The sequence below is a fragment of the Kitasatospora sp. NPDC058170 genome (assembly GCF_042883905.1).
GTDB lineage: Bacteria > Actinomycetota > Actinomycetes > Streptomycetales > Streptomycetaceae > Kitasatospora.
Genome location: NZ_JBHVUV010000020.1, coordinates 26,787 through 46,403, shown reverse-complemented (window position 1 = coordinate 46,403; position 19,617 = coordinate 26,787). Strand labels below are relative to the sequence as shown.

Sequence of the window (19,617 nt, the reverse complement as noted above, 5' to 3'; positions counted from 1 at the left end):
CCCCGATCGTTACCCTCGGTCCATGGACTGGACCGATCTGATCGACGCGGCCTTCGATGTGGCCGGCAACAGCAACAGTGACACCCGGGCCGAGGCTCTGCGCACCGTGGAGGCGAACGTCGTGCCCGACGAGAGGCCGGTCGCGTCGACGGCCGGACGGCACCCCGACCACTTCCGCAGGGGCGTCCTGGTCCTCACCACCCAGCGGCTGCTCTTCCTGAAGGACGGCAAGCCGCCGATCCCGGTTCCGCTCGCCGCGGTGACCGACGCGACCGTCACCAGGACCAGGATCAACGGCGAGGTGCTGCTGGTGGTCGCGCTGACCGGCTCGCACCGGTTCGAGGACGTGGTGAAGGCCGAGGTGTTCGCCGAGCAGGTCCGCGCGGCCGCCCAACTGGCCCGCGACGCCGCGCACAAGGCCGTCGCCGCCCCGGCCGCCGGGCCGGCGGCCGCCTCCTCGGGTGCGGAACTGCTGGACCAGCTGGAGCGGTTGGCGTCCCTGCACGGCGCCGGGGCGCTCACCGACGAGGAGTTCAGCCGCGCCAAGCAGCGCCTGATCGGCTGAGCCGCCGCACGGCCCCGGCGCGGGTCACGGCGCGGTTCACGGCGCGGGCTGGAAGGTCTCGAACGCGGTCTGCCGGGCCTGGGCGTTCGCGGGCGAGCCCCACTCCGCGTCCGGGGTGGTCCAGTAGATCGCGTAGCCGTACTTGGCCGGGGTGCCGGTGACGAAACCCCGGTTGAGCGAGTGCATCCGCGGGCTGCCGAAAGTCCACTCCCAGTCGGCGGCGTTGCTCCACTCGCGGTAGGTGAGCGCCTGCAGCGCCACCCGCTGGTAGTTGGTCAGCTGTCCGCGCAGCCCGGGCTCGGACTCCTGCCAGTCCGCGACGGCGCTCGGGCCGGGCGAGGTGGTCCACTCGATCTTCAGGGTGCTGCCGTTGCCCTTGAAGGTGCGGCGGATGGACTCCGAGCCGGCCGGCTGCAGCCAGTCCGGCAGCACGATCGAGAAGCCGGACTGGTCCTTGTACTCGTGGTAGCCGGCCGGCACCGCCGCGCCGGTCGGCGCCGGGGCGGCCGGAACCGGGGCGACCGGGGTCGTCACCGGGGGCGCGACCGGCGTCGTGGACACGGGCGCTGCCGTGGCCGGCGCCGGCGGCGCCGCCTCGGCGGGCGAACCCGCCGCCGTGGGGCCGGCCCCGGTGGCCGTCACCGCCGCGGACGCGGGCGCGCCCCCGCTGGTCGACGCCACCGGGGAGGTGGAGCCGGCGCCGGTCGCCGAACCGTCATCCGGGCCGCCCAGCGCCTGGACCACCGCGACCACCCCGGCGATCAGCAGCAGCACCAGGACCACCGCGACCACGGCCAGCCGCCGCCGGCCCTTGCGCGGGTCGGCCCCGGCGGCCTGGGTCGCGCCACGGGTCCACTCGCCGCTCACCGTCCGGACCGGATCGGGCCCCGGTGCGGCGCCCTCCCCCGTCTCCGGGACCGACGCGCCCGACGCGCCGGAGGTGCCCGACGGGGTCGAGGAGGCCGGCGCAGTGGCGGAGGCGGCCGGAGCGGCCTTCTCGGCGTCCCGCGCCCGGCTCCCCACCCGGACGGTGCCGAGCAGCCCACCGATGGTCCGCTTCCCGACCGGCGCGTCGCCGCCCCGACCGTCCTCGGCGCCCTCGGCACCCTGGGCGCCCTTGATGTCCTCGGAGCCCTCGGAGCCCTTGGAGTCCTCGGCCTTCCCGGCGGCGCCGGTGTCCTCGGTGCTCCGCTCCGCCCCGGCGCCCGGACCGGGCAGCGCCACCGGCACCGCGTGCTCGGTCGTCGACTCGGCCCGCGCGGTCGCCTCGGCCGCCACCCGCTTGAGCATCGAACGGGTCTGCGAGGCGTCCAGCCGCTTGGCCGGATCCTTCTCCAGCAGCCCCTCGATGACCGGCCTCAACGACCCGGCGTTGTACGGCGTGCCGAGGTCCTCGGTCATCACCGCCGTCAGGGTGGCCAGCGCCGACCCCCGGTCGTACGGCGGACGGCCCTCCACCATCGCGTACAGCGTGCCGCCCAGCGACCACAGGTCGGCCGGCGGGCCGGGCTTCTGCCCCCGGGCCCGCTCCGGGGATATGTACGAGGGCGCGCCGACCAGCATCCCGGTGGAGGTCACCGAGGCGTCGCCCTCCACGCTGGCGATGCCGAAGTCGGTGAGCACCACCCGGCCGTCCTCGCCGATCAGCACGTTGGACGGCTTCACGTCACGGTGCAGGATGCCGAGCGCGTGGGCGGCTCCCAGCACGCCCAGCACGTCGAGCGCGATCTCGGCGGCCCGGGCGGGCGCCAGCGGCCCGTCCTCCTTGATCACGTCCGCCAGCGAGCGGGACTCGACCAGCTCCATCACGATCCACGGCCGGTCGTCCTCCTCGACCACGTCGAAGACGGTGACCGCCGAGGCGTGCCTGATCCGTGCCGTCGCCTTGGCCTCGCGCAGCGTACGGACGATCAGCCGGTGCTTCTCGTCCTCGTCCACGCCGCCGTGCATCCGCAGTTCCTTGACCGCGACGATCCGGCCGAGCATCTCGTCCTCGGCCCGCCAGACGGTACCCATGCCACCGCGGCCGAGCACCGCGTCCAGCCGGTAGCGTCCGGCCAGGAGGCGGCCGGTGGAACCCTGCGCCTGGCTCATTCGGAACGCTCCCCCATGTGCTGCCGGCCTGTCGACGTGACGGCGTATCGGCCCGACGCCGGACCGGAATGCCAAGCCTCCATCATCCCCTGTCCCGAGGGCCCGCGGCCACCCGCCCCCCGGCCACCCTGCGGGAACCCGGCCCGGCGCGGCGCTCCGTGCCCGATCTGTGATCGAAAACCCTGTCCGCCCCGCCCCGCGCGCTGCTAACGTTCGGCCGCTCACAGTCTTTCCGGGGGGATTCGACACCCATGACCGCACCCGAACCGGGCACTGACGGCCAGTCGGTCCGGCCGCGCATGGCCCAGCACTACTCGGTGGCACCCGAACCGGACGCCCCAGAGGGCTATGTCGCCCCCGGCATGCCCGGCGCACCGGTGGCCGGTTACGACCCCGCCCCCGACCCCGCCGAACCGTCGGCCGGGCGCCGGCGCCGTCGTCGCCGCCGGCGGACCGGCCTGGCCGTGGCCGTCTCCGCCACCGCGATGCTGGTCGGCGCCCTCGCGTACGGCGCCGCCCTGTCCCGGGTGCAGAGCAGCATCGGCTGGCTGGCGATCGCCCTGGCCGCGGCCGTCGCCTGGCCGCTCGGCCGGATCGGCGGCCAGAACCGGACCCTGCCGCCGCTGGGCGCGCTGCTCTCGGCCACCGGGCTCCTGCTCGGCCAGCTGCTCGGCCAGACGCTGCGCCTGCACCGCCTGGAGGGCACCCCGTACGGGGAACTGCTCGGCGACGCCCTGCGGATCTGGCGCGCGGACCGGCACCCGGTGGACCTCGCCTTCTACGGCATCGCCCTGATCGGCGGCTTCCTGCTCACCCGCCGCACGGCCTCCACCGACTGAGGCCGGAAGCCGGGAGCCGGGGCCGGGTACGGCAGGGCCCCCGCCGGAACGCGTCCGGAGGGGGCCCTGAGACCGGCGGTCGGCGCCGGTCGGCTCAGCGGTGGCTGAGGCCCGGGTTGACCGTCACCTCGACGCGCTGGAACTCCTTGAGCTCCGTGTAGCCGGTGGTGGCCATCGCCCGGCGCAGCGCGCCGAACAGGTTCATGGTGCCGTCGGGGGTGTGCGAGGGCCCGGTGAGGATCTCCTCGGTGGTGCCGACGGTGCCGAGGTCCACCCGCTTGCCGCGCGGCAGCTCCTCGTGGACGGCCTCCATGCCCCAGTGGAAGCCCTTGCCGGGCGCGTCGGTGGCGCGGGCCAGCGCGGCACCGATCATCACCGCGTCGGCGCCGCAGGCGACGGCCTTGGGGATGTCACCGCTGTAGCCGACGCCGCCGTCCGCGATCACGTGCACGTAGCGGCCGCCGGACTCGTCCATGTAGTCGCGGCGGGCCGCGGCCACGTCGGCGACGGCGGTGGCCATCGGCACCTGGATGCCGAGCACGCCGCGGGTGGTGTGGGCGGCGCCGCCGCCGAAGCCGACCAGCACGCCGGCCGCACCGGTGCGCATGAGGTGCAGCGCGGCGGTGTAGGTGGCACAGCCGCCGACGATCACCGGGACGTCCAGCTCGTAGATGAACTGCTTGAGGTTCAGCGGCTCGGCCGCACCGGAGACGTGCTCGGCGGAGACGGTGGTGCCGCGGATGACGAAGACGTCGACGCCGGCGTCCACGACGGCCTTGGAGAACTCGGCGGTGCGCTGCGGGGAGAGCGCGGCGGCGGTGACCACGCCGGAGTCGCGGACCTCCTGGATCCGCTGCTTGATCAGCTCGGCCTTGATCGGCGCGGCGTAGATCTCCTGCAGGCGGCGGGTGGCGGCGGCCTGGTCGTTGATCGTGGCGATCTCGTCGAGCAGCGGCTGCGGGTCCTCGTAGCGGGTCCAGAGGCCTTCGAGGTTGAGCACGCCCAGCCCGCCGAGGCGGCCGATGGCGATGGCCTGCTGCGGGGAGACCACGCTGTCCATCGGGGCGGCCAGGAACGGCAGCTCGAAGCGGTAGGCGTCGATCTGCCAGGCGATCGAGACCTCCTTCGGGTCACGCGTACGCCGGCTGGGGACGACGGCGATGTCGTCGAATGCGTATGCCCGGCGGCCGCGCTTGCCTCGCCCGATCTCGATCTCAGTCACTTCGTTCGAGCCCTTCTGGTTTGTTGCTCATGCCCGCCGGGTCACCCCGGCCGCCCCCAGTATCCCGCACCTGCTCCGACGCGCGCGCTCGCCTCCCGGACACGCGCGAGGGGCCCGCGGCTGCGGGCCCCTCGGTGTCGGACGTGTCAGCGGGTGGTGTAGTTCGGCGCCTCGACGGTCATCTGGATGTCGTGCGGGTGGCTCTCCTTGAGGCCCGCCGAGGTGATCCGCACGAAGCGGCCCTTGCTCTCCATCTCGGCGACGGTGGCCGCACCGACGTAGCCCATGGTCTGCCGCAGGCCGCCGACCAGCTGGTACAGCACGGCGGAGAGCGGGCCGCGGTAGGGCACCTGGCCCTCGATGCCCTCGGCGATCAGCTTCTCGTCCGAGGTGACCTCGCCCTGGAAGTACCGGTCCTTGGAGAAGGACTTCGCCTGCCCGCGGGACTGCATGGCGCCCAGCGAGCCCATGCCGCGGTAGGACTTGAACTGCTTGCCGTTGATGAACAGCAGCTCGCCCGGGGACTCCTCGCAGCCGGCCAGCAGCGAGCCCAGCATCACGGTGTCGGCGCCGGCGGCGAGCGCCTTGCCGATGTCGCCGGAGTACTGCAGGCCGCCGTCGCCGATCACCGGCACCCCGGCCGCCTGACAGGCGACCGCGGCCTCGTAGATCGCGGTGACCTGCGGGACGCCGATGCCGGCGACCACGCGGGTGGTGCAGATGGAGCCGGGGCCGACGCCGACCTTGACGCCGTCCACGCCGGCGTCGATCAGCGCCTGGGCGCCGTCGCGGGTGGCGACGTTGCCGCCGACCACGTCGACGCCGACGGCGGCCTTGATCTTGGCGATCCAGGCCAGCGCGTTGTGGCTGTGGCCGTGCGAGGTGTCGACGACCAGGAAGTCCACGCCCGCCTCGACCAGGGCCTGGGCCCGGTCGAAGGCCTCGGCGCTGGCACCCACCGCGGCACCGACCAGCAGACGGCCCTCGGCGTCCTTGGCGGCGTTCGGGTACTTCTCGGCCTTGACGAAGTCCTTGACGGTGATCAGGCCCTTGATCCGGCCCTCGTCGTCGACCAGCGGGAGCTTCTCGATCTTGTGGCGGCGGAGCAGCCCGATCGCGTCCTCACCGCTGATGCCGACCTTGCCGGTGATCAGCGGCATCGGGGTCATGATCTCGCGGACCTGGCGGCGGCGGTCCGACTCGAAGGCCATGTCGCGGTTGGTGACGATGCCGAGCAGCTTGCCCGCCTCGTCCGCGATCGGCACACCGCTGATCCGGAACTTGGCGCACAGCGCGTCGGCCTCGGCCAGGGTGGTCTCCGGGCCGACCGTGATCGGGTCGGTGACCATGCCGGACTCGGAACGCTTCACCAGGTCGACCTGGTTGGCCTGGTCCTCGACCGAGAGGTTGCGGTGCAGGACGCCGACGCCGCCCTGGCGGGCCATCGCGATCGCCATCCGCGCCTCGGTGACCTTGTCCATCGCCGCGGACAGCAGCGGGATGTTGACGCGCACGTTCCGGGAGACCCGCGAGGAGGTGTCGACCTGGTTCGGCAGCACCTCGGAGGCCCCGGGCAGCAGCAGCACGTCGTCGTACGTGAGCCCGAGCATCGCGAACTTCTCGGGTACGCCTGCGGCGTTGTAGGACATTTTGGGGGTACCTTCCGTGGCCGGCCTAATCCGCTCGCGCCCTGAGGGTGGGGGCGCACTCCATCGCTCACTCGCTCAGGCCGCCGAAAGCTCGGTGCCATTGGAGGAACCTCCAGGGAAACCCCGCTCGCACCCACGGAACTTTGGCGACCCGCCCAGGCGCCGATACCCCATGGTACTGGCACCGCGAATGTGTCCTCGTGTGCCCTTGACAACACCAACCGCCCATGGGCCATTCCGGCCCCACCGGGGCGGACGATCAGGAGGACTCCTCCGCGAGCGCCCGCAGCCGGCTGAGCGCACGGTGCTGGGCCACCCGGACGGCGCCGGGCGACATCCCGAGCACCTCCCCGGTCTCCTCGGCCGACAGCCCGGCGGCCACCCGCAGCAGCACGAGTTCGCGCTGACGGGCCGGCAGGTTGGAGAGCAGTTCCTTGGCCCAGGCCGCGTCGCTGCTGAGCAGCGCCCGCTCCTCCGGGCCGAGCGCCTCGTCCGGCACCTCCGGCAGGTCGTCCTGCGCGATCACCGTCGAGCCGGGCCCGCGCATCGCGGCCCGCTGCAGATCGGCGATCTTGTGCGCGGCGATGCCGTAGACGAAGGCCTCGAACGGCCGCCCCTGGTCCCGGTAGCGGGGCAGTGCGCAGAGCACCGCCACACAGACCTCCTGGGCGACGTCGTCCACGTGGTGCCGGGCGCCGCCCGGCAGCCGCACCAGCCGGCCGCGGCAGTAGCGCAGCGCCAGCGGGTGGACGTAGGCGAGCAGCGCGTCGATCGCCGGACCCTCGCCGCGGACGGCCGCCGCGACCAGTTCGCCGACCAGCGGCGAGCTGCCGGCACCGAGCACCGGGGGCCGGACGACCCCGCTCCCGCCGGTCACGCCCCCGCCGGTCCCGTCGTCGGAATCCGCGTACGACGAATCGTGGCCCTGGCCGGAGGGCTCGGCCTCCACCGGGTCCGCCTCGCCGGTAGCACCGGCAACGTCGTCACGCATCGGTCCATGGTGCCTGGTCGAACGGGAAAACGCGGCACCGCGTCCGGAGTTGTGCACCGGAACGTTATGCGGTGCGGCACCGCCCACCACGGCACCGCGCACCACCGGCCCCTCCTGCACCGTGCCTCCCGCCCCGCCGCCGTCGGTGGCCTCGTCCGTTGCGCCGTCCGCCGAGTGAGCTGCGGCCGTGTGGTTCGCCGCAGTGCCTGTCCGCTGGTCCCCGAGGTGCTCCACTCCTCCATGGTGCAACCTCGGGACCGTAACGTCACACGCCTCGGCACGGGGAATCGCGAGCAGCCCGCCGATTCCGGCGGGGCCGCCGGCGGTCAGCGGACCAGGCCCCAGCGGAACCCGAGGGCCACCGCGTGCGCACGGTCCGATGCGCCGAGCTTCTTGAACAGCCGCCGGGCGTGGGTCTTCACGGTGTCCTCGGAGAGGAACAGCTCGCGGCCGATCTCGGCGTTGCTCCGGCCGTGGCTCATGCCCTCCAGCACCTGGATCTCACGTGCCGTCAGGGTCGGCGCGGCGCCCATGTCGGGGCTGCGCAGCCGGCGCGGGGCGAGCCGCCAGGTCGGGTCGGCGAGCGCCTGGGTCACGGTGGCCCGCAGCTCGGCGCGCGAGGCGTCCTTGTGCAGGTACCCGCGGGCCCCGGCGGCCACCGCGAGGGCGACGCCGTCGAGGTCCTCGGCGACGGTGAGCATGATGATGCGCGCGCCCGGGTCGGCGGACAGCAGCCGCCGGACCGTCTCGACCCCGCCGAGGCCGGGCATCCGGACGTCCATCAGAACGAGATCGGAGCGGTCGGCCACCCAGCGGCGGAGGACCTCCTCCCCGTTCGTCGCGGTGGTGACCCGGTCGACGCCGGGTACGGTCGCGACCGCGCGGCGAAGCGCCTCGCGGGCGAGCGGGGAATCGTCGCAAACGAGAACGGAAGTCATGACCGTCGTCCTCCGCAGCTGATCCGCGTCACGTTGAGCCTCCTGGCTGGTACGAATCTCTCCGACACGGCCGATTGGCGACAGACCCCGTACTGATCGCCGGTACTTCCCCGCGATCGTTCCCGACGTCCGGCGCCCGCTAACCGCCTCCGCACTTCCAACGACCGTCACTCGAATGAGTTACGGCTTTCAGGGCCATCTCCACCACTGTACGTGGCCAACCCGTTACCGATCAGCCGCATCGCGGTGCACACGCCGCACTTTTGTGCAGCTCGCGCGCGGTGGGCGCGCGACCCGCACACCGGCGCGGGGCGCCGTACGCCCGTCGACCACCCGATTGCCACGTCTGCGCCCGCCGAAGGCCATGCCCACTTTGCCCGTTTTTATAGCTTTTGTATGGTCATTGACTGTTGTGCCACTCTGTGGGTGACTTGTCCATGGAGTTGCCTTAAGTCATATTTCCAGGTGTCCACACCAGCGCATCGAAGCCTCGCCGTGCCGCACAGTCCAGCCCGCCGCTGGTGGCCGGCCCCGGCCGACGAGCCTCTGAAGGGAATGAGCCATGGCAGATTTCTCCCGCCTCCCCGGGCCCAACGCGGATCTCTGGGACTGGCAGCTGTCCGCAGCCTGCCGCGGCGTGGACAGCTCGCTCTTCTTCCACCCCGAGGGCGAGCGCGGGGCCGCACGCAGTTCGCGCGAGGCGAGCGCCAAGGAGGTCTGCATGCGCTGCCCGGTACGCACCGAGTGCGCCGCGCACGCGCTGGCGGTCCGGGAGCCGTACGGCGTCTGGGGAGGGCTCACCGAGGACGAGCGCGAGGAGATGATGGGACGCTCGCGCAACCGCCTGGTCGAGGTGCCGCTGGCCATGCCGTCCGGCATTCCGCGCTGAACGCGGTCCGTCCCGCGTCGTGAAGAAACGTTTCTTCGCGGCGCCTCAGGGCGCCTCCGAGCCAGTGTGATCGCGGCTCAGCGCCCGGCGGCCGCCCCCGCCAGCCGCTCCAGCATCAAGGCCACGGCCGGCACCTCGGCGAGGTCCGGCAGGGTCAGGGCGACCACCTGCCGCACCGCGGGCGCCCCCGAGGCGGTCCGCACCGGCACCGCCGACACGCCGTCAGGGCGTACCGACTCCAGCGCCAGACCCGGCAGCACCGCCACTCCGAGCCCGGCCGCCACCAGGCCGACCACCGCCGGGTAGTCGTCCGTCGCGAAGTCGATCCGCGGCTCGAAGCCCGCTCCCGCACACAGCTCCACCAGGTGGCCCCGGCACTGCGGGCAGCCGGCGATCCACTGCTCCCCCGCCAGCTCGGCCAGTTCCACCGGCTCCGCCGCGGCGCCCGACCCGCCGCCCGCCGCGCCGCGCCCCGCCAGCGGGTGCGCGGCCGGCAGCAGCCCGATCAGCGGGTCGTCCAGCAGCGGGGTGACCACCAGGTCGGACCAGTCGGTGACGGCGCTGAGCTGCTGCGCCTCCAGGTTCGCCTCGGCCCTCGCCTCGCGCGGGGTGCCGTGGGCGGGCGCCGGCGCCGGGGCGCCGCCGGGCGTGTGCGGGTAGCGGAACGCCAGCGCCACCTCGCACTCGCCGCCGCGCAGCATCGCCAGCGACTCCGGCGGCTCCGCCTCGACCAGCGACACGCGCACCCCCGGATGGCTGTCCCGCAGCCGGGCGACGGCGGGTGGCACCAGAGTGGAACTCGCCGTCGGGAAGGAGACCAGCCGCACCCGCCCGGCCCGCAGCCCGGCGATCGCCGCCACCTCCTCCTCGGCCGCGGAGAGCCCGGCCAGGATCCCGGTGGCATGCTTGAGCAGCACCCGCCCGGCCTCGCTCAGCTGCATGCCGCGGCCGGAGCGGACCACCAGCGGGGTGTCCACGGACTTCTCCAGGGCCTTCATCTGCTGGCTGATGGCAGGCTGGGTACAGCCCAGCTCACGCGCGGCGGCGGAGAAGGAGCCGGTGCGGGCGACAGCACGCAGGACGCGCAGGTGGCGGGCCTCGATCATGCCTCAGTTATAAGGCAATCTTTGCCGTAAGCAAAATTATACTGATGGTTGAATGCGGGACAACGCGCCGGCGCGTTGCAAAACGCCGGCGGCCCGGCCGCACCCCCGAGGGGGGCGGACCGGGCCGCCGGTCACTGATCAGGCGTCAGTGGGAGTGGCCGTGGCCGCCGTGCGCGTGGCCGTTGTCGGCCTCCTCTTCCTTCTTCTCCACCACGAGGGTCTCGGTGGTGAGCAGCAGGGAGGCGATCGACGCGGCGTTCTCCAGCGCGGAGCGGGTGACCTTGACCGGGTCGATGACGCCGGCCTTCAGCAGGTCGCCGTACTCACCGGTGGCCGCGTTGAAGCCGTGACCGGCCTCCAGCTCGGCGACCTTGTGGGTGATGACGTAGCCCTCGAGGCCCGCGTTCTGGGCGATCCAGCGCAGCGGCTCGGCGAGCGCCTTGCGGACGACCGCGACACCGGTCGCCTCGTCGCCCGAGAGGCCCAGGCCGCCCTCCAGCACCTTGGCGGCGTGGACGAGGGAGGCGCCACCGCCGGCGACGATGCCCTCCTCGACCGCGGCACGGGTCGCCGAGATGGCGTCCTCCAGGCGGTGCTTGCGCTCCTTCAGCTCCACCTCGGTGGCGGCGCCGACCTTGATGACGCAGACGCCGCCGGCCAGCTTGGCCAGGCGCTCCTGCAGCTTCTCGCGGTCCCAGTCGGAGTCCGTGTTGGCGATCTCGCCCTTGATCTGGGCGACGCGGCCGGCGACGGCCTCGGTGTCACCGGCACCGTCGACGACCGTGGTCTCGTCCTTGGTGATGGTCACGCGGCGGGCGGTGCCCAGCACGTCCAGACCGGCCTGGTCGAGCTTGAGGCCGACCTCCTCGGAGATGACGGTGGCACCGGTCAGGGTGGCCAGGTCGCCCAGGATCGCCTTGCGGCGGTCACCGAAGCCCGGGGCCTTGACGGCCACGGCGTTGAAGGTGCCACGGATCTTGTTCACCACGAGGGTGGACAGCGCCTCGCCGTCGACGTCCTCGGCGATGATCAGCAGCGGCTTGGAGGCACCGCCCTGCAGGATCTTCTCCAGCAGCGGCAGGAGCTCCTGGATGGAGGAGATCTTGCCCTGGTTGATCAGGATGTACGGGTCCTCGAGAACCGCCTCCTGACGCTCCGCGTCGGTGACGAAGTACGGCGAGAGGTAGCCCTTGTCGAACTGCATGCCCTCGGTGAAGTCCAGCTCCACGCCGAAGGTGTTGGACTCCTCGACGGTGATGACACCGTCCTTGCCGACCTTGTCGATCGCCTCGGCGATGAGCTCGCCGACCTGGGTGTCCTGCGCGGAGAGGGACGCGACGGCGGCGACGTCGTCCTTGCCCTCGATCTCGCGGGCGATGGACAGCAGGTGCTCGGAGACGGCGGCGACGGCCTTGTCGATGCCCTTCTTCAGGGCGGCCGGGCCGGCACCGGCGGCGACGTTGCGCAGACCCTCGTTGACCAGGGCCTGGGCCAGCACGGTGGCGGTGGTGGTGCCGTCGCCCGCGACGTCGTTGGTCTTGGTGGCGACCTCCTTGACGAGCTGCGCGCCAAGGTTCTCGTACGGGTCGTCGAGCTCGACCTCACGCGCGATGGTGACACCGTCGTTGGTGATGGTCGGCGCGCCGAACTTCTTGTCGATGACGACGTTGCGGCCCTTGGGACCGATCGTCACCTTGACGGTGTCGGCCAGCTTGTTCACGCCGCGCTCCAGCGAGCGGCGGGCGTCCTCGTCGAACTGCAGGATCTTCGCCATGTTCCCTATTCCCTCGGGGGTGCGGCCATCGCGGCGGCCGCGAACTACGTGAGCCAACAACCACGCCCCGGGCCCCTGTCACTAGGGACACGGATCCGGGGCGGGCTGGAACGTCTTACTTCTCGGTGGTGCGTTTACTTCTCGATGATGGCGAGAACGTCACGCGCCGAGAGAACGAGGTACTCCTCGCCCTGGTACTTCACCTCGGTGCCGCCGTACTTCGAGTACAGGACGATGTCGCCGACGGCGACATCGAGCGGCAGACGCTGGCCGTCCTCGAAGCGGCCCGGGCCGACGGCCAGGACGACGCCCTCCTGGGGCTTCTCCTTGGCGGTGTCCGGGATAACCAGGCCGGAGGCCGTGGTGGTCTCGGCGTCGAGCGGCTGGACCACGATGCGGTCCTCGAGCGGCTTGATGGCAACCTTGCTGCTGGTGGTCACGTCCGAGCTCCCCTTCGGAGATTACGGGGTTTTCTAACGGGTAGGGGCGAACCTGCGAGTCTGCCGTCGCGGGGGTCAGACACACGTTGTCCGCGTTAGCACTCCCCATGGGGGGAGTGCCAAGGACGACCATAGGCCGGTGTTAGCACTCAGTCAACCAGAGTGCCAACGGCGCGCCCTCCGGATTCGATTCGCGGGGCGCCCGCGGGATGAGTAGCCGTACTCATGTGCGGCCGGACGCCCCGGGCGCAGACTCGTCCCATGACCGCCCAACCGGCGCGCCCCGGGCCGCCCCTGTCGGAGGACGTGGTGCTCACCGCACTGCTCCTGCCCCTGCTGGCGGCCCTGCCGGTCGGCCTCCTCGCGCTCGTCGCGAGCATCGCCTGGAACACCTCCGGGCAGGCCCAGGGAACGGTCGTCGGCATCGGCCTGGCGATCGGTCCGCCGCTGTGCCTGGGAGCGGCCGGCCTGGTCGTCCGGCGCAGCTGGCGGTCCGGCTACCGGATCCTGCCGATCGCCGCCGGGGTGGCGCCCTTCCTGCCGCTGCTCTGGGCCTTCGCGGGCTTTCCCGGCGTGTGACCGGCGAGAATGGCCGGGTGGAGACCGAGAACCTGCAGCCCCTGCTGACGCCCGAGGGCCGAGCCCTGCTCGCCGAGCTGCGCGAGTTCGCGCCCGAGGAGGAACTGGCGCTGGCCACCCGGCTGCGGCGGGAGCACCCGGCGGAGCTGGTGTCCGCCGCGTTCGGGCAGGCCCGGCTGCGGCAGCGGGCGCGGGCGAAGTTCGGCGCGGACGCCGACCTGATGTACTTCACGCCCAACGGGGTCGAGCAGTCCACCCGGCGCAGCGTCGCCGAGTGGCGGGCGCGGCGGTTCGCCGAGCTCGGGGTCCGGCGGCTGGCCGACCTCTGCTGCGGGATCGGCGGGGACGTGCTGGCGCTGGCCCGGGCCGGGATCGAGGTGCTCGCCGTCGACCGGGATCCGGCCGCCTGCGCCGCCACCGCCGCCAACGCGGCCGCGCTGGGCCTGTCCGACCTGGTCGAGGTGCGCTGCGCGGACGTCGCCGACGTCGACGTCACCGGCTTCGACGCGGTCTTCACCGACCCGGCCCGCCGGACCGCGCGGGGCCGGGTGTTCGACCCGGAGGCGTACACCCCGCCGCTGTCCTGGGCGGTCGAGGCCGGCCGGCGCACCCCGATCGGCGCGCTGAAGGTGGCCCCGGGCATCCCGCACACGGCCGTCCCGGCGGACGCCGAGGCCGAGTGGGTCTCCGACCACGGCGACGTCAAGGAGGCGGTGCTCTGGTTCGGCACCGGGGCCGGGCGCCCGCACCGGGCCACCCTGCTGCCGCACGGCGACTCGCTGACCGGCGGCGACCTGCCCGACCCGCCCGCCGGGCCGGTCGGGCGCTACCTGTACGAGCCGGACGGCGCGGTGATCCGGGCCCACCTGGTCGCCGAGGTGGCGGGGCAGGTGGGCGGCCGGCTGATCGACCCGAAGATCGCCTACGTCACCTCGGACCGGCTGGTCGCCACCCCGTACGCGCACGCGTACGAGCTGACCGACGTGCTGCCGTTCCACATCAAGAAGCTGAAGGCACTGCTGCGCGAGCGGGCCGTCGGCACGGTGGTGATCAAGAAGCGCGGGATGGCGATCACCCCGGAGGACCTGCGCCGCCAGCTGAAGCCGAGCGGCCCGAACTCCGTCACGGTGATCCTCAGCCGCACCGACCACGGACCGCTGATGATGCTCGGGCAGCCCGTCACGTCCCCGTAGCGGCGCTCACGCGGGCGGCTGGATGTAGTCCTCCAGCCGCCCCACCGCGAAGCCCTGCTCCTGGATCCGGGCCAGCATCTCGCCGAACATCTGCGTCATGCTCTCGCCCTTGAGGTCCTTCGGGCCACGGAAGTGCGCGAGGACGATGTCACCGGGCTTCAGCTTCTTGTCCGCCGCCTGGTACTGCATGTCGTGGATCTGCATCGACTCGCGCCACAGCACGATCGCCCGCGGCCCGCACTGCTGCACCGAGGTGTTGAGCGCCGGGGTGTTGGCGCCGTCCCCGTACGGCGGGCGGAACAGCAGCGGCGCGGTGCCGTACTGCTGGGTGAGCGCGGACTGGGCGTCACAGATCTCGGACTTCTGCTTCTCCGGCGGGACCTTGCTCATCTGGGCGTGGTCCACGGTGTGGTTGTGGATGTGGTTGCCGAGCGCCTGGAGCGGCTTGAAGTAGCCGTAGTCGTCCTTGACGATGTCCCGGGTCAGGAACATCGAGACCGGCACCTTGAGGTCGGTCAGCATCTCGACGAACTTCGGGTCCTTCTCGGCGCCGTCGTCGATGGTGATGAAGACGACCTTGTCGTTCGTCCGCACCTCGCTGAACACCGGTACCGGGCCGGTCCGCTGGAGCTTGACCGGTTTGTCGGCCGGCGCCGCGGGGGTGGGCGGCAGCGGCTTGAGGCCCCACTTGGCCCAGGCCGCCGCGTCCCCGGCGGCGGGCGCCGCGGCCGGCGGCGAGGCGGCCGGGGGCGTGGTGGCCGCCGGGGTCTGTGCGGCGCCGCCGGCCGACGGCTTCGCCGCGCTCTGGGAGCCGCCGAGGGCGGCCGCCGCGCTGCCGGCGTCCCCGTCGCCGCCGCACCCCGTGGCGGCCGCCAGCACGGCCAGTGCCCCCACCGCGTACGCCCTCGTCCTGCCCCGCCCGTACTTCTTCACCGCGCTGCGCTCCCCGGTCCCGTTCAGCTTCTTATCAGCTTGCACGGTAACGGTCGGCTGTTCGGTTCCCCACCGGGGCGGGTGGGGCTCCGGGCGGGTGGGGCCCGGCCTACTCCGCGTGCGTACGGGTGAAGGACCAGCGGTGCACCGGGCGGCCGAGCAGCTCGGCGGGCGGCTCGGGCACGGGGACGGGCGCGCCCGTCCACCAGGTGATCAGCAGCACCCGGTCGCCGGGCGCGCCGAACAGCTCGGTGCGGACCAGGCCGTCCGAGCCGCGCAGCGCGGGCAGCGCCGCCTCGCGGACCCAGGCCTCCAGCGCGGCGCCGCGTCCCTCCGCGGCCCGGGCCTCCCACATCGCCGCGGTGGTGGTCACCGCGCGTCGCCGCCCAGGGCCAGGTACGCCTGGCCGTGGACGTCGCCGTGCGCGGCCGCCGCGGCGGGCACGTGCACGTCGGTGACGGGAAGCGAGGAGTCGGCCGACAGGTCGAACGACGACGGCGCGCGGTCGCGCCAGACCATCTCGGAGCCGAGCGCGGCGACCATCGCGCCGTTGTCGGTGCACAGGCCCGGACGCGGCACCCGCAGCCGGATGCCCGCCTTCTCGCAGCGCTGCAGGGCCATCTCGCGCAGCCGGGAGTTGGCCGCCACCCCGCCGCCGATCATCAGGTGGTCGACGCCGTTCTCCTTGCACGCCTTGACGGCCTTGCGGGTCAGCACGTCGGTGACCGCCTCCTGGAAGGAGGCCGCGACATCCGCGATCGGCACCTCCTCGCCGGCCCGGCGCTTCGCCTCCACCCAGCGGGCGACGGCGGTCTTCAGGCCGGAGAAGGAGAAGTCGTACGCCGGGTCCTTCGGGCCGCTCAGGCCGCGCGGGAAGGCGATCGCCTTTCGGTCGCCCTCGCGGGCGGTGCGGTCGACCACCGGGCCGCCGGGGAAGCCGAGGCCGAGCACCCGGGCGACCTTGTCGAAGGCCTCGCCGGCCGCGTCGTCGATGGTCGCGCCGAGCGGGCGGACGTCGGTGGTGATGTCCTCGCTCAGCAGCAGCGAGGAGTGCCCGCCGGAGACCAGCAGCGCCATCGTCGGCGAGGGCAGCCGGCCGTGCTCCAACTGGTCCACGCAGATGTGCGAGGCGAGGTGGTTGACCCCGTACAGCGGCTTGTCGAGCGCCCAGGCGTACGCCTTGGCGGCGCTGACGCCGACCAGCAGCGCGCCCGCCAGGCCCGGGCCCGCGGTGACGGCGATGCCGTCCAGGTCCGAGGCCTTGATCCCGGCGGTGTCCAGGGCGCGCTGGATGGTCGGGACCATCGCCTCCAGGTGCGCGCGGCTGGCGATCTCGGGGACGACGCCGCCGAAGCGGGCGTGGTCGTTGACGCTGGAGGCGACCGCGTCGGCGAGCAGCGTGGTGCCGCGCACGATGCCGACGCCGGTCTCGTCGCAGGAGGTCTCGATACCGAGGACGAGCGGTTCGTCAGCCATGGCGGTGTTCCTTCAGGTCCTTCGGTTCGGTGCTGGGGTGGTCGAGGCGCATCACCAGCGCGTCGACGTTGGCGGGCTGGTAGTAGCCGCGCCGGATGCCGACCGCCTCGAAGCCGAAGCGCTCGTAGAGCCGCTGGGCGCGCGGGTTGTCCACCCGCACCTCCAGCAGCAGTTCGGCGCAGTCGCGCCGGGCGGCCTCCCGGACGAGGTCGGTGAGCAGCGCCGCGCCGAGGCCGGCGCCCTGGTGGCGCCGGTCGACGGCGATGGTCTGCACATCGCCCTCGCCGGCCACCGCCATCAGTCCGGCGTAGCCGACGATCGCGCCGTCGGCGGTGGTGGCGACGGTGTAGTGGCGGGTGCCGCCGGGGTGGGCCTCGGCCAGTTCGGACCAGTACATCCCGGTCGACCAGGCGTCCTCGGGGAAGAGCCGCAGCTCCAGCTCCATCACCGGGGCGATGTCCCACCAGCGCATCGGGCGCAGGGTGGTGCCGCTGCTCACGCCGGGAGCACCGCCTTGTAGCCGGCCGGCACCTGGGCGTCCGGGCGGCGCAGGTAGAGCGGCACGGTGGGCAGCAGCTCGCGGCCGGCGGCCAGCTCGGCGGCGGCGAAGTCGGCGAGCGCGCCGGCCGAGACGTGCTCGGGGCCGTGCGCGCCGGGGAAGGCCTCCGGGTAGAGCAGCGCACCGGCGCCGACCGACCGCGACTGCGGCGTCAGCTCGGCCGGGCGGTCCACCGCGGGGCCCTCGGTACGGCGGCCGTCGGCGTCGTACGAGGCCCAGTAGACCTCCTTGCGGCGGGCGTCGGTGGCCACTGTGAACGGCACCCCGGCCAGGCCCTCGGCGCGGGCCCGGTGGGCGATCGCGTCCAGGGTGCAGACACCGTGCACGGGCAGGCCGAGCGCGTGGCCGAGCGCGGCGGCGGTGACCAGGCCGACCCGCAGGCCGGTGTACGGGCCCGGGCCGACGCCCACGGCGATGCCGGTGAGCCGGTGCTTGTCGACACCGGCCTCCCGCAGCACCCGGTCGATGGCGGGGAGGAGCAGTTCGCCGTGGCGCCTGGCGTCGACCTGGTCGGTCTCGGCGAGGACGGCCGTGCCGTCGTGGACGGCGGCGGTGACGGCGGGGGTAGCGGTGTCGAACGCGAGCAGCAGCACGGGTCAAGGTTAGACCGGTCGGCGCGGGAGGCGGCCGCCGGAGCCGGTCCACCCGGTCGACCGGGCGTCCGCATCCGGAACACACGTCCTACGGGGTGCGGGTCCGGGCGGGTGGACCTGGCACGATGGGGCCGACGGGTTTTGGGACGGCGGTGGGAGCGGCACGTGGCGAAGATGGGTCCGGGAGTGGTGGTCACCGGGCTGACCCTGGGGGCCCTGGCGGTGGTCAGTCTGCTGGCCTTCCAGGCCAACGGGGCGCAGGACCGCGCGGGCGGCCCGCACTCCAGTGCGAGCGCGTCCTCGTCGTCGAGCGGCCCGACGGCCTCGGCCACGGCCTCGCCCTCCGCCTCGCCCACGCCGACCGCCCCCGCGCTGCCCGCGAGCTCGGGCACCGGGCTGCGGGTCGTCTACTCGGTCGGCAGCCACAGCGTCTGGCTGGTCGACCCGAAGAAGACCCCGCAGGTGGTGGCCTCCTTCACGGTCACCCCGGGCACCGTGGAGCCGACCCCGGGCAGCTACCCCGTCTACAGCCGCACCCCCGCCACCACGGGCACGGACGGCCGCCAGATCGAGCACGTGGTGCGGTTCACCCAGCAGAACGGCGTGGTGTTCGGCTTCAGCGCGGCCGTCGACGGCGCCACCGCGACCACCGACCCGAAGGGCAAGACCGGCGGCATCCGCAGCAGCCGCCAGGACGGACAGCTGCTCTGGGACTTCGCGCCGAACGGCACCAAGGTGATCGTGATCGCCTAGGCCCTGGGCACCCCGCAGCAGAGCCGGTCCGCCGTGTCAGGCCGCGCGGGGGGCGGTGGCTCCCGCCGTCTCGGTGCAGTCCGCGGCCTCGCGGCGCTCCCGGCGCTCCGGCGGGGTGGACACCGCCTCCGCGGCCGCGCACGCGGCCAGCAGGGCCCGCATCGGTGCGCCCTGCGCCGCCGGGCTCCCGGGGGACGCCTGGGCGTGAGCGCTGTGGGCGGGCTCTCCGGCTCCGGCTCCGCGCGGCGCGCGCTCCGGAACGGGGGTGGTGCTCGACATGGCGCCTCCCTAGTTAGGCAGACCTAACCGCAGCACCCATCCCATCACGCCCGGCACCCCGCCCGCAACACTTTGCCGACAGCCTGTCGGGAAGCGGCCCTTTCGGGCAGGCGGCCCCTGCGGCGGCGTCCGACCGGGGCCGCCCGGCCCGGCGGGAGCCGGCTCAGCCGAGCGCGGTGAGCTCCACGCCCTGCCAGCGCGGGCCGATGCCGGTCAGCAGCACCCGGCGCGGGTCCAGCTCGCCGTCGTCCCCGCCGGCCGCGTCGCCGGGGGCCGTGTCACCGAGGGCGCGCTCGATCCGCACCTCCAGCCGGTTCTCGGAGAGCCGCTCGACCTTGCCCTCGCCCCACTCGACCACCACCACCGACTCCGGCAGCGAGACGTCCAGGTCGAGGTCCTCCATCTCGTCCAGGTCCCCGCCCAGCCGGTACGCGTCCACGTGGACCAGCGCCGGACCGCCGACCAGCGACGGGTGCACCCGGGCGATCACGAAGGTCGGCGAGGTGACCGCACCGCGCACCTGGAGGCCCGCTCCGAGCCCCCGGGTCAGCGTGGTCTTCCCGGCCCCCAGCTCGCCGGAGAGCAGCACGAGGTCCCCCGGCCGCAGCAGCGCGGCCAGCTCCCGGCCGAGCCGGCCCATCCGCTCGGGGGTGGGGACGGTGAGAGTGGCGTGCGAGCCCATGCGCGTGTCATGCCCTTCGGTCCGTACGGCGTGCCGACCTCCGGCCGCCCTCCGCTACGGTGC

21 protein-coding genes are annotated in these 19,617 nt (G+C 73.4%); 6 read left to right on the top strand and 15 right to left on the bottom strand.

The genetic code is table 11. The features are described 5' to 3' along the window. Window positions 1–22: 22 nt before the first annotated feature. A complete protein-coding gene (locus tag ACFVVX_RS22760) occupies window positions 23–565 on the top strand; it encodes an SHOCT domain-containing protein (RefSeq protein WP_387948339.1) in 543 nt (180 codons plus the stop codon). 36 nt (window positions 566–601) lie between these two features. On the opposite strand, the gene ACFVVX_RS22755 is transcribed toward ACFVVX_RS22760, so the two are convergent. Further along, window positions 602–2,659 (bottom strand): serine/threonine-protein kinase, encoded by a 2,058-nt coding sequence (locus ACFVVX_RS22755; protein ID WP_387948337.1) that lies wholly within the window; start codon window positions 2,657–2,659, stop codon window positions 602–604. A gap of 251 nt (window positions 2,660–2,910) precedes the next feature. Between ACFVVX_RS22755 and ACFVVX_RS22750 the strand changes: the two genes are divergently transcribed. Next, complete coding sequence (locus tag ACFVVX_RS22750; RefSeq protein WP_387948335.1) at window positions 2,911–3,498, top strand: hypothetical protein; 588 nt, start codon at window positions 2,911–2,913, stop codon at window positions 3,496–3,498. Window positions 3,499–3,592: 94 nt separating this feature from the next. Here the strand turns inward: ACFVVX_RS22750 and ACFVVX_RS22745 are convergent, their stop codons facing one another. From ACFVVX_RS22745 to ACFVVX_RS22730, 4 genes are all read right to left on the bottom strand, one after another. Then, window positions 3,593–4,720, bottom strand: a complete 1,128-nt coding sequence (locus ACFVVX_RS22745; RefSeq protein WP_387948333.1) for a GuaB3 family IMP dehydrogenase-related protein — start codon at window positions 4,718–4,720, stop codon at window positions 3,593–3,595. Window positions 4,721–4,866: 146 nt separating this feature from the next. Next, window positions 4,867–6,369, bottom strand: a complete 1,503-nt coding sequence (guaB, locus tag ACFVVX_RS22740) for an IMP dehydrogenase (RefSeq protein ID WP_387948331.1) — start codon at window positions 6,367–6,369, stop codon at window positions 4,867–4,869. Window positions 6,370–6,628: 259 nt separating this feature from the next. After that, window positions 6,629–7,213, bottom strand: coding sequence for an RNA polymerase sigma factor ShbA (gene shbA / locus ACFVVX_RS22735; protein WP_387948528.1), 585 nt, complete (start codon window positions 7,211–7,213; stop codon window positions 6,629–6,631). Window positions 7,214–7,686: 473 nt separating this feature from the next. Further along, a complete protein-coding gene (locus ACFVVX_RS22730; protein ID WP_014136228.1) occupies window positions 7,687–8,298 on the bottom strand; it encodes a response regulator transcription factor in 612 nt (203 codons plus the stop codon). Window positions 8,299–8,860: 562 nt separating this feature from the next. On the opposite strand from ACFVVX_RS22730, the gene ACFVVX_RS22725 reads away from it, so the two are divergent. Further along, window positions 8,861–9,187: a WhiB family transcriptional regulator gene (locus ACFVVX_RS22725; protein ID WP_387948329.1), complete on the top strand. Its 327-nt coding sequence runs from the start codon at window positions 8,861–8,863 to the stop codon at window positions 9,185–9,187. A gap of 77 nt (window positions 9,188–9,264) precedes the next feature. Here ACFVVX_RS22725 and ACFVVX_RS22720 read toward each other — a convergent pair whose 3' ends face one another. From ACFVVX_RS22720 to groES, 3 genes are all read right to left on the bottom strand, one after another. Beyond that, window positions 9,265–10,293, bottom strand: a complete 1,029-nt coding sequence (locus ACFVVX_RS22720; protein ID WP_387948327.1) for a LysR family transcriptional regulator — start codon at window positions 10,291–10,293, stop codon at window positions 9,265–9,267. Window positions 10,294–10,438: 145 nt separating this feature from the next. Beyond that, entirely contained in the window at window positions 10,439–12,067 is a 1,629-nt protein-coding gene (gene groL / locus ACFVVX_RS22715; RefSeq protein ID WP_387948325.1) for a chaperonin GroEL, read from the bottom strand. 134 nt (window positions 12,068–12,201) lie between these two features. Beyond that, on the bottom strand, window positions 12,202–12,507 hold the full coding sequence (gene groES / locus ACFVVX_RS22710) for a co-chaperone GroES (RefSeq protein ID WP_014136232.1): 306 nt from the start codon (window positions 12,505–12,507) through the stop codon (window positions 12,202–12,204). A gap of 261 nt (window positions 12,508–12,768) precedes the next feature. Between groES and ACFVVX_RS22705 the strand changes: the two genes are divergently transcribed. Continuing rightward, entirely contained in the window at window positions 12,769–13,086 is a 318-nt protein-coding gene (locus tag ACFVVX_RS22705; RefSeq protein WP_387948323.1) for a hypothetical protein, read from the top strand. Between the two features lie 17 nt (window positions 13,087–13,103). Continuing rightward, a complete protein-coding gene (locus tag ACFVVX_RS22700; protein ID WP_387948321.1) occupies window positions 13,104–14,279 on the top strand; it encodes a methyltransferase domain-containing protein in 1,176 nt (391 codons plus the stop codon). A gap of 6 nt (window positions 14,280–14,285) precedes the next feature. On the opposite strand, the gene ACFVVX_RS22695 is transcribed toward ACFVVX_RS22700, so the two are convergent. The 5 genes from ACFVVX_RS22695 to tsaB form a co-directional block, all read right to left on the bottom strand. Further along, on the bottom strand, window positions 14,286–15,257 hold the full coding sequence (locus tag ACFVVX_RS22695) for a polysaccharide deacetylase family protein (protein WP_387948319.1): 972 nt from the start codon (window positions 15,255–15,257) through the stop codon (window positions 14,286–14,288). A gap of 64 nt (window positions 15,258–15,321) precedes the next feature. Continuing rightward, entirely contained in the window at window positions 15,322–15,585 is a 264-nt protein-coding gene (locus ACFVVX_RS22690; RefSeq protein ID WP_387948317.1) for a hypothetical protein, read from the bottom strand. Next, window positions 15,582–16,688 (bottom strand): tRNA (adenosine(37)-N6)-threonylcarbamoyltransferase complex transferase subunit TsaD, encoded by a 1,107-nt coding sequence (tsaD, locus tag ACFVVX_RS22685; protein ID WP_387948315.1) that lies wholly within the window; start codon window positions 16,686–16,688, stop codon window positions 15,582–15,584. The genes ACFVVX_RS22690 and tsaD overlap by 4 nt, the downstream gene beginning before the upstream one ends. Further along, window positions 16,681–17,160 (bottom strand): ribosomal protein S18-alanine N-acetyltransferase, encoded by a 480-nt coding sequence (rimI, locus tag ACFVVX_RS22680; RefSeq protein ID WP_387948527.1) that lies wholly within the window; start codon window positions 17,158–17,160, stop codon window positions 16,681–16,683. The genes tsaD and rimI overlap by 8 nt, the downstream gene beginning before the upstream one ends. Window positions 17,161–17,183: 23 nt before the next feature. Then, entirely contained in the window at window positions 17,184–17,840 is a 657-nt protein-coding gene (tsaB, locus tag ACFVVX_RS22675; protein ID WP_387948313.1) for a tRNA (adenosine(37)-N6)-threonylcarbamoyltransferase complex dimerization subunit type 1 TsaB, read from the bottom strand. A gap of 174 nt (window positions 17,841–18,014) precedes the next feature. On the opposite strand from tsaB, the gene ACFVVX_RS22670 reads away from it, so the two are divergent. Next, window positions 18,015–18,593, top strand: coding sequence for a hypothetical protein (locus tag ACFVVX_RS22670; protein WP_387948526.1), 579 nt, complete (start codon window positions 18,015–18,017; stop codon window positions 18,591–18,593). Between the two features lie 36 nt (window positions 18,594–18,629). On the opposite strand, the gene ACFVVX_RS22665 is transcribed toward ACFVVX_RS22670, so the two are convergent. Then, on the bottom strand, window positions 18,630–18,872 hold the full coding sequence (locus ACFVVX_RS22665; RefSeq protein ID WP_387948311.1) for a hypothetical protein: 243 nt from the start codon (window positions 18,870–18,872) through the stop codon (window positions 18,630–18,632). 163 nt (window positions 18,873–19,035) lie between these two features. Continuing rightward, window positions 19,036–19,554 (bottom strand): tRNA (adenosine(37)-N6)-threonylcarbamoyltransferase complex ATPase subunit type 1 TsaE, encoded by a 519-nt coding sequence (gene tsaE / locus ACFVVX_RS22660; RefSeq protein ID WP_387948309.1) that lies wholly within the window; start codon window positions 19,552–19,554, stop codon window positions 19,036–19,038. Window positions 19,555–19,617 lie beyond the last annotated feature (63 nt).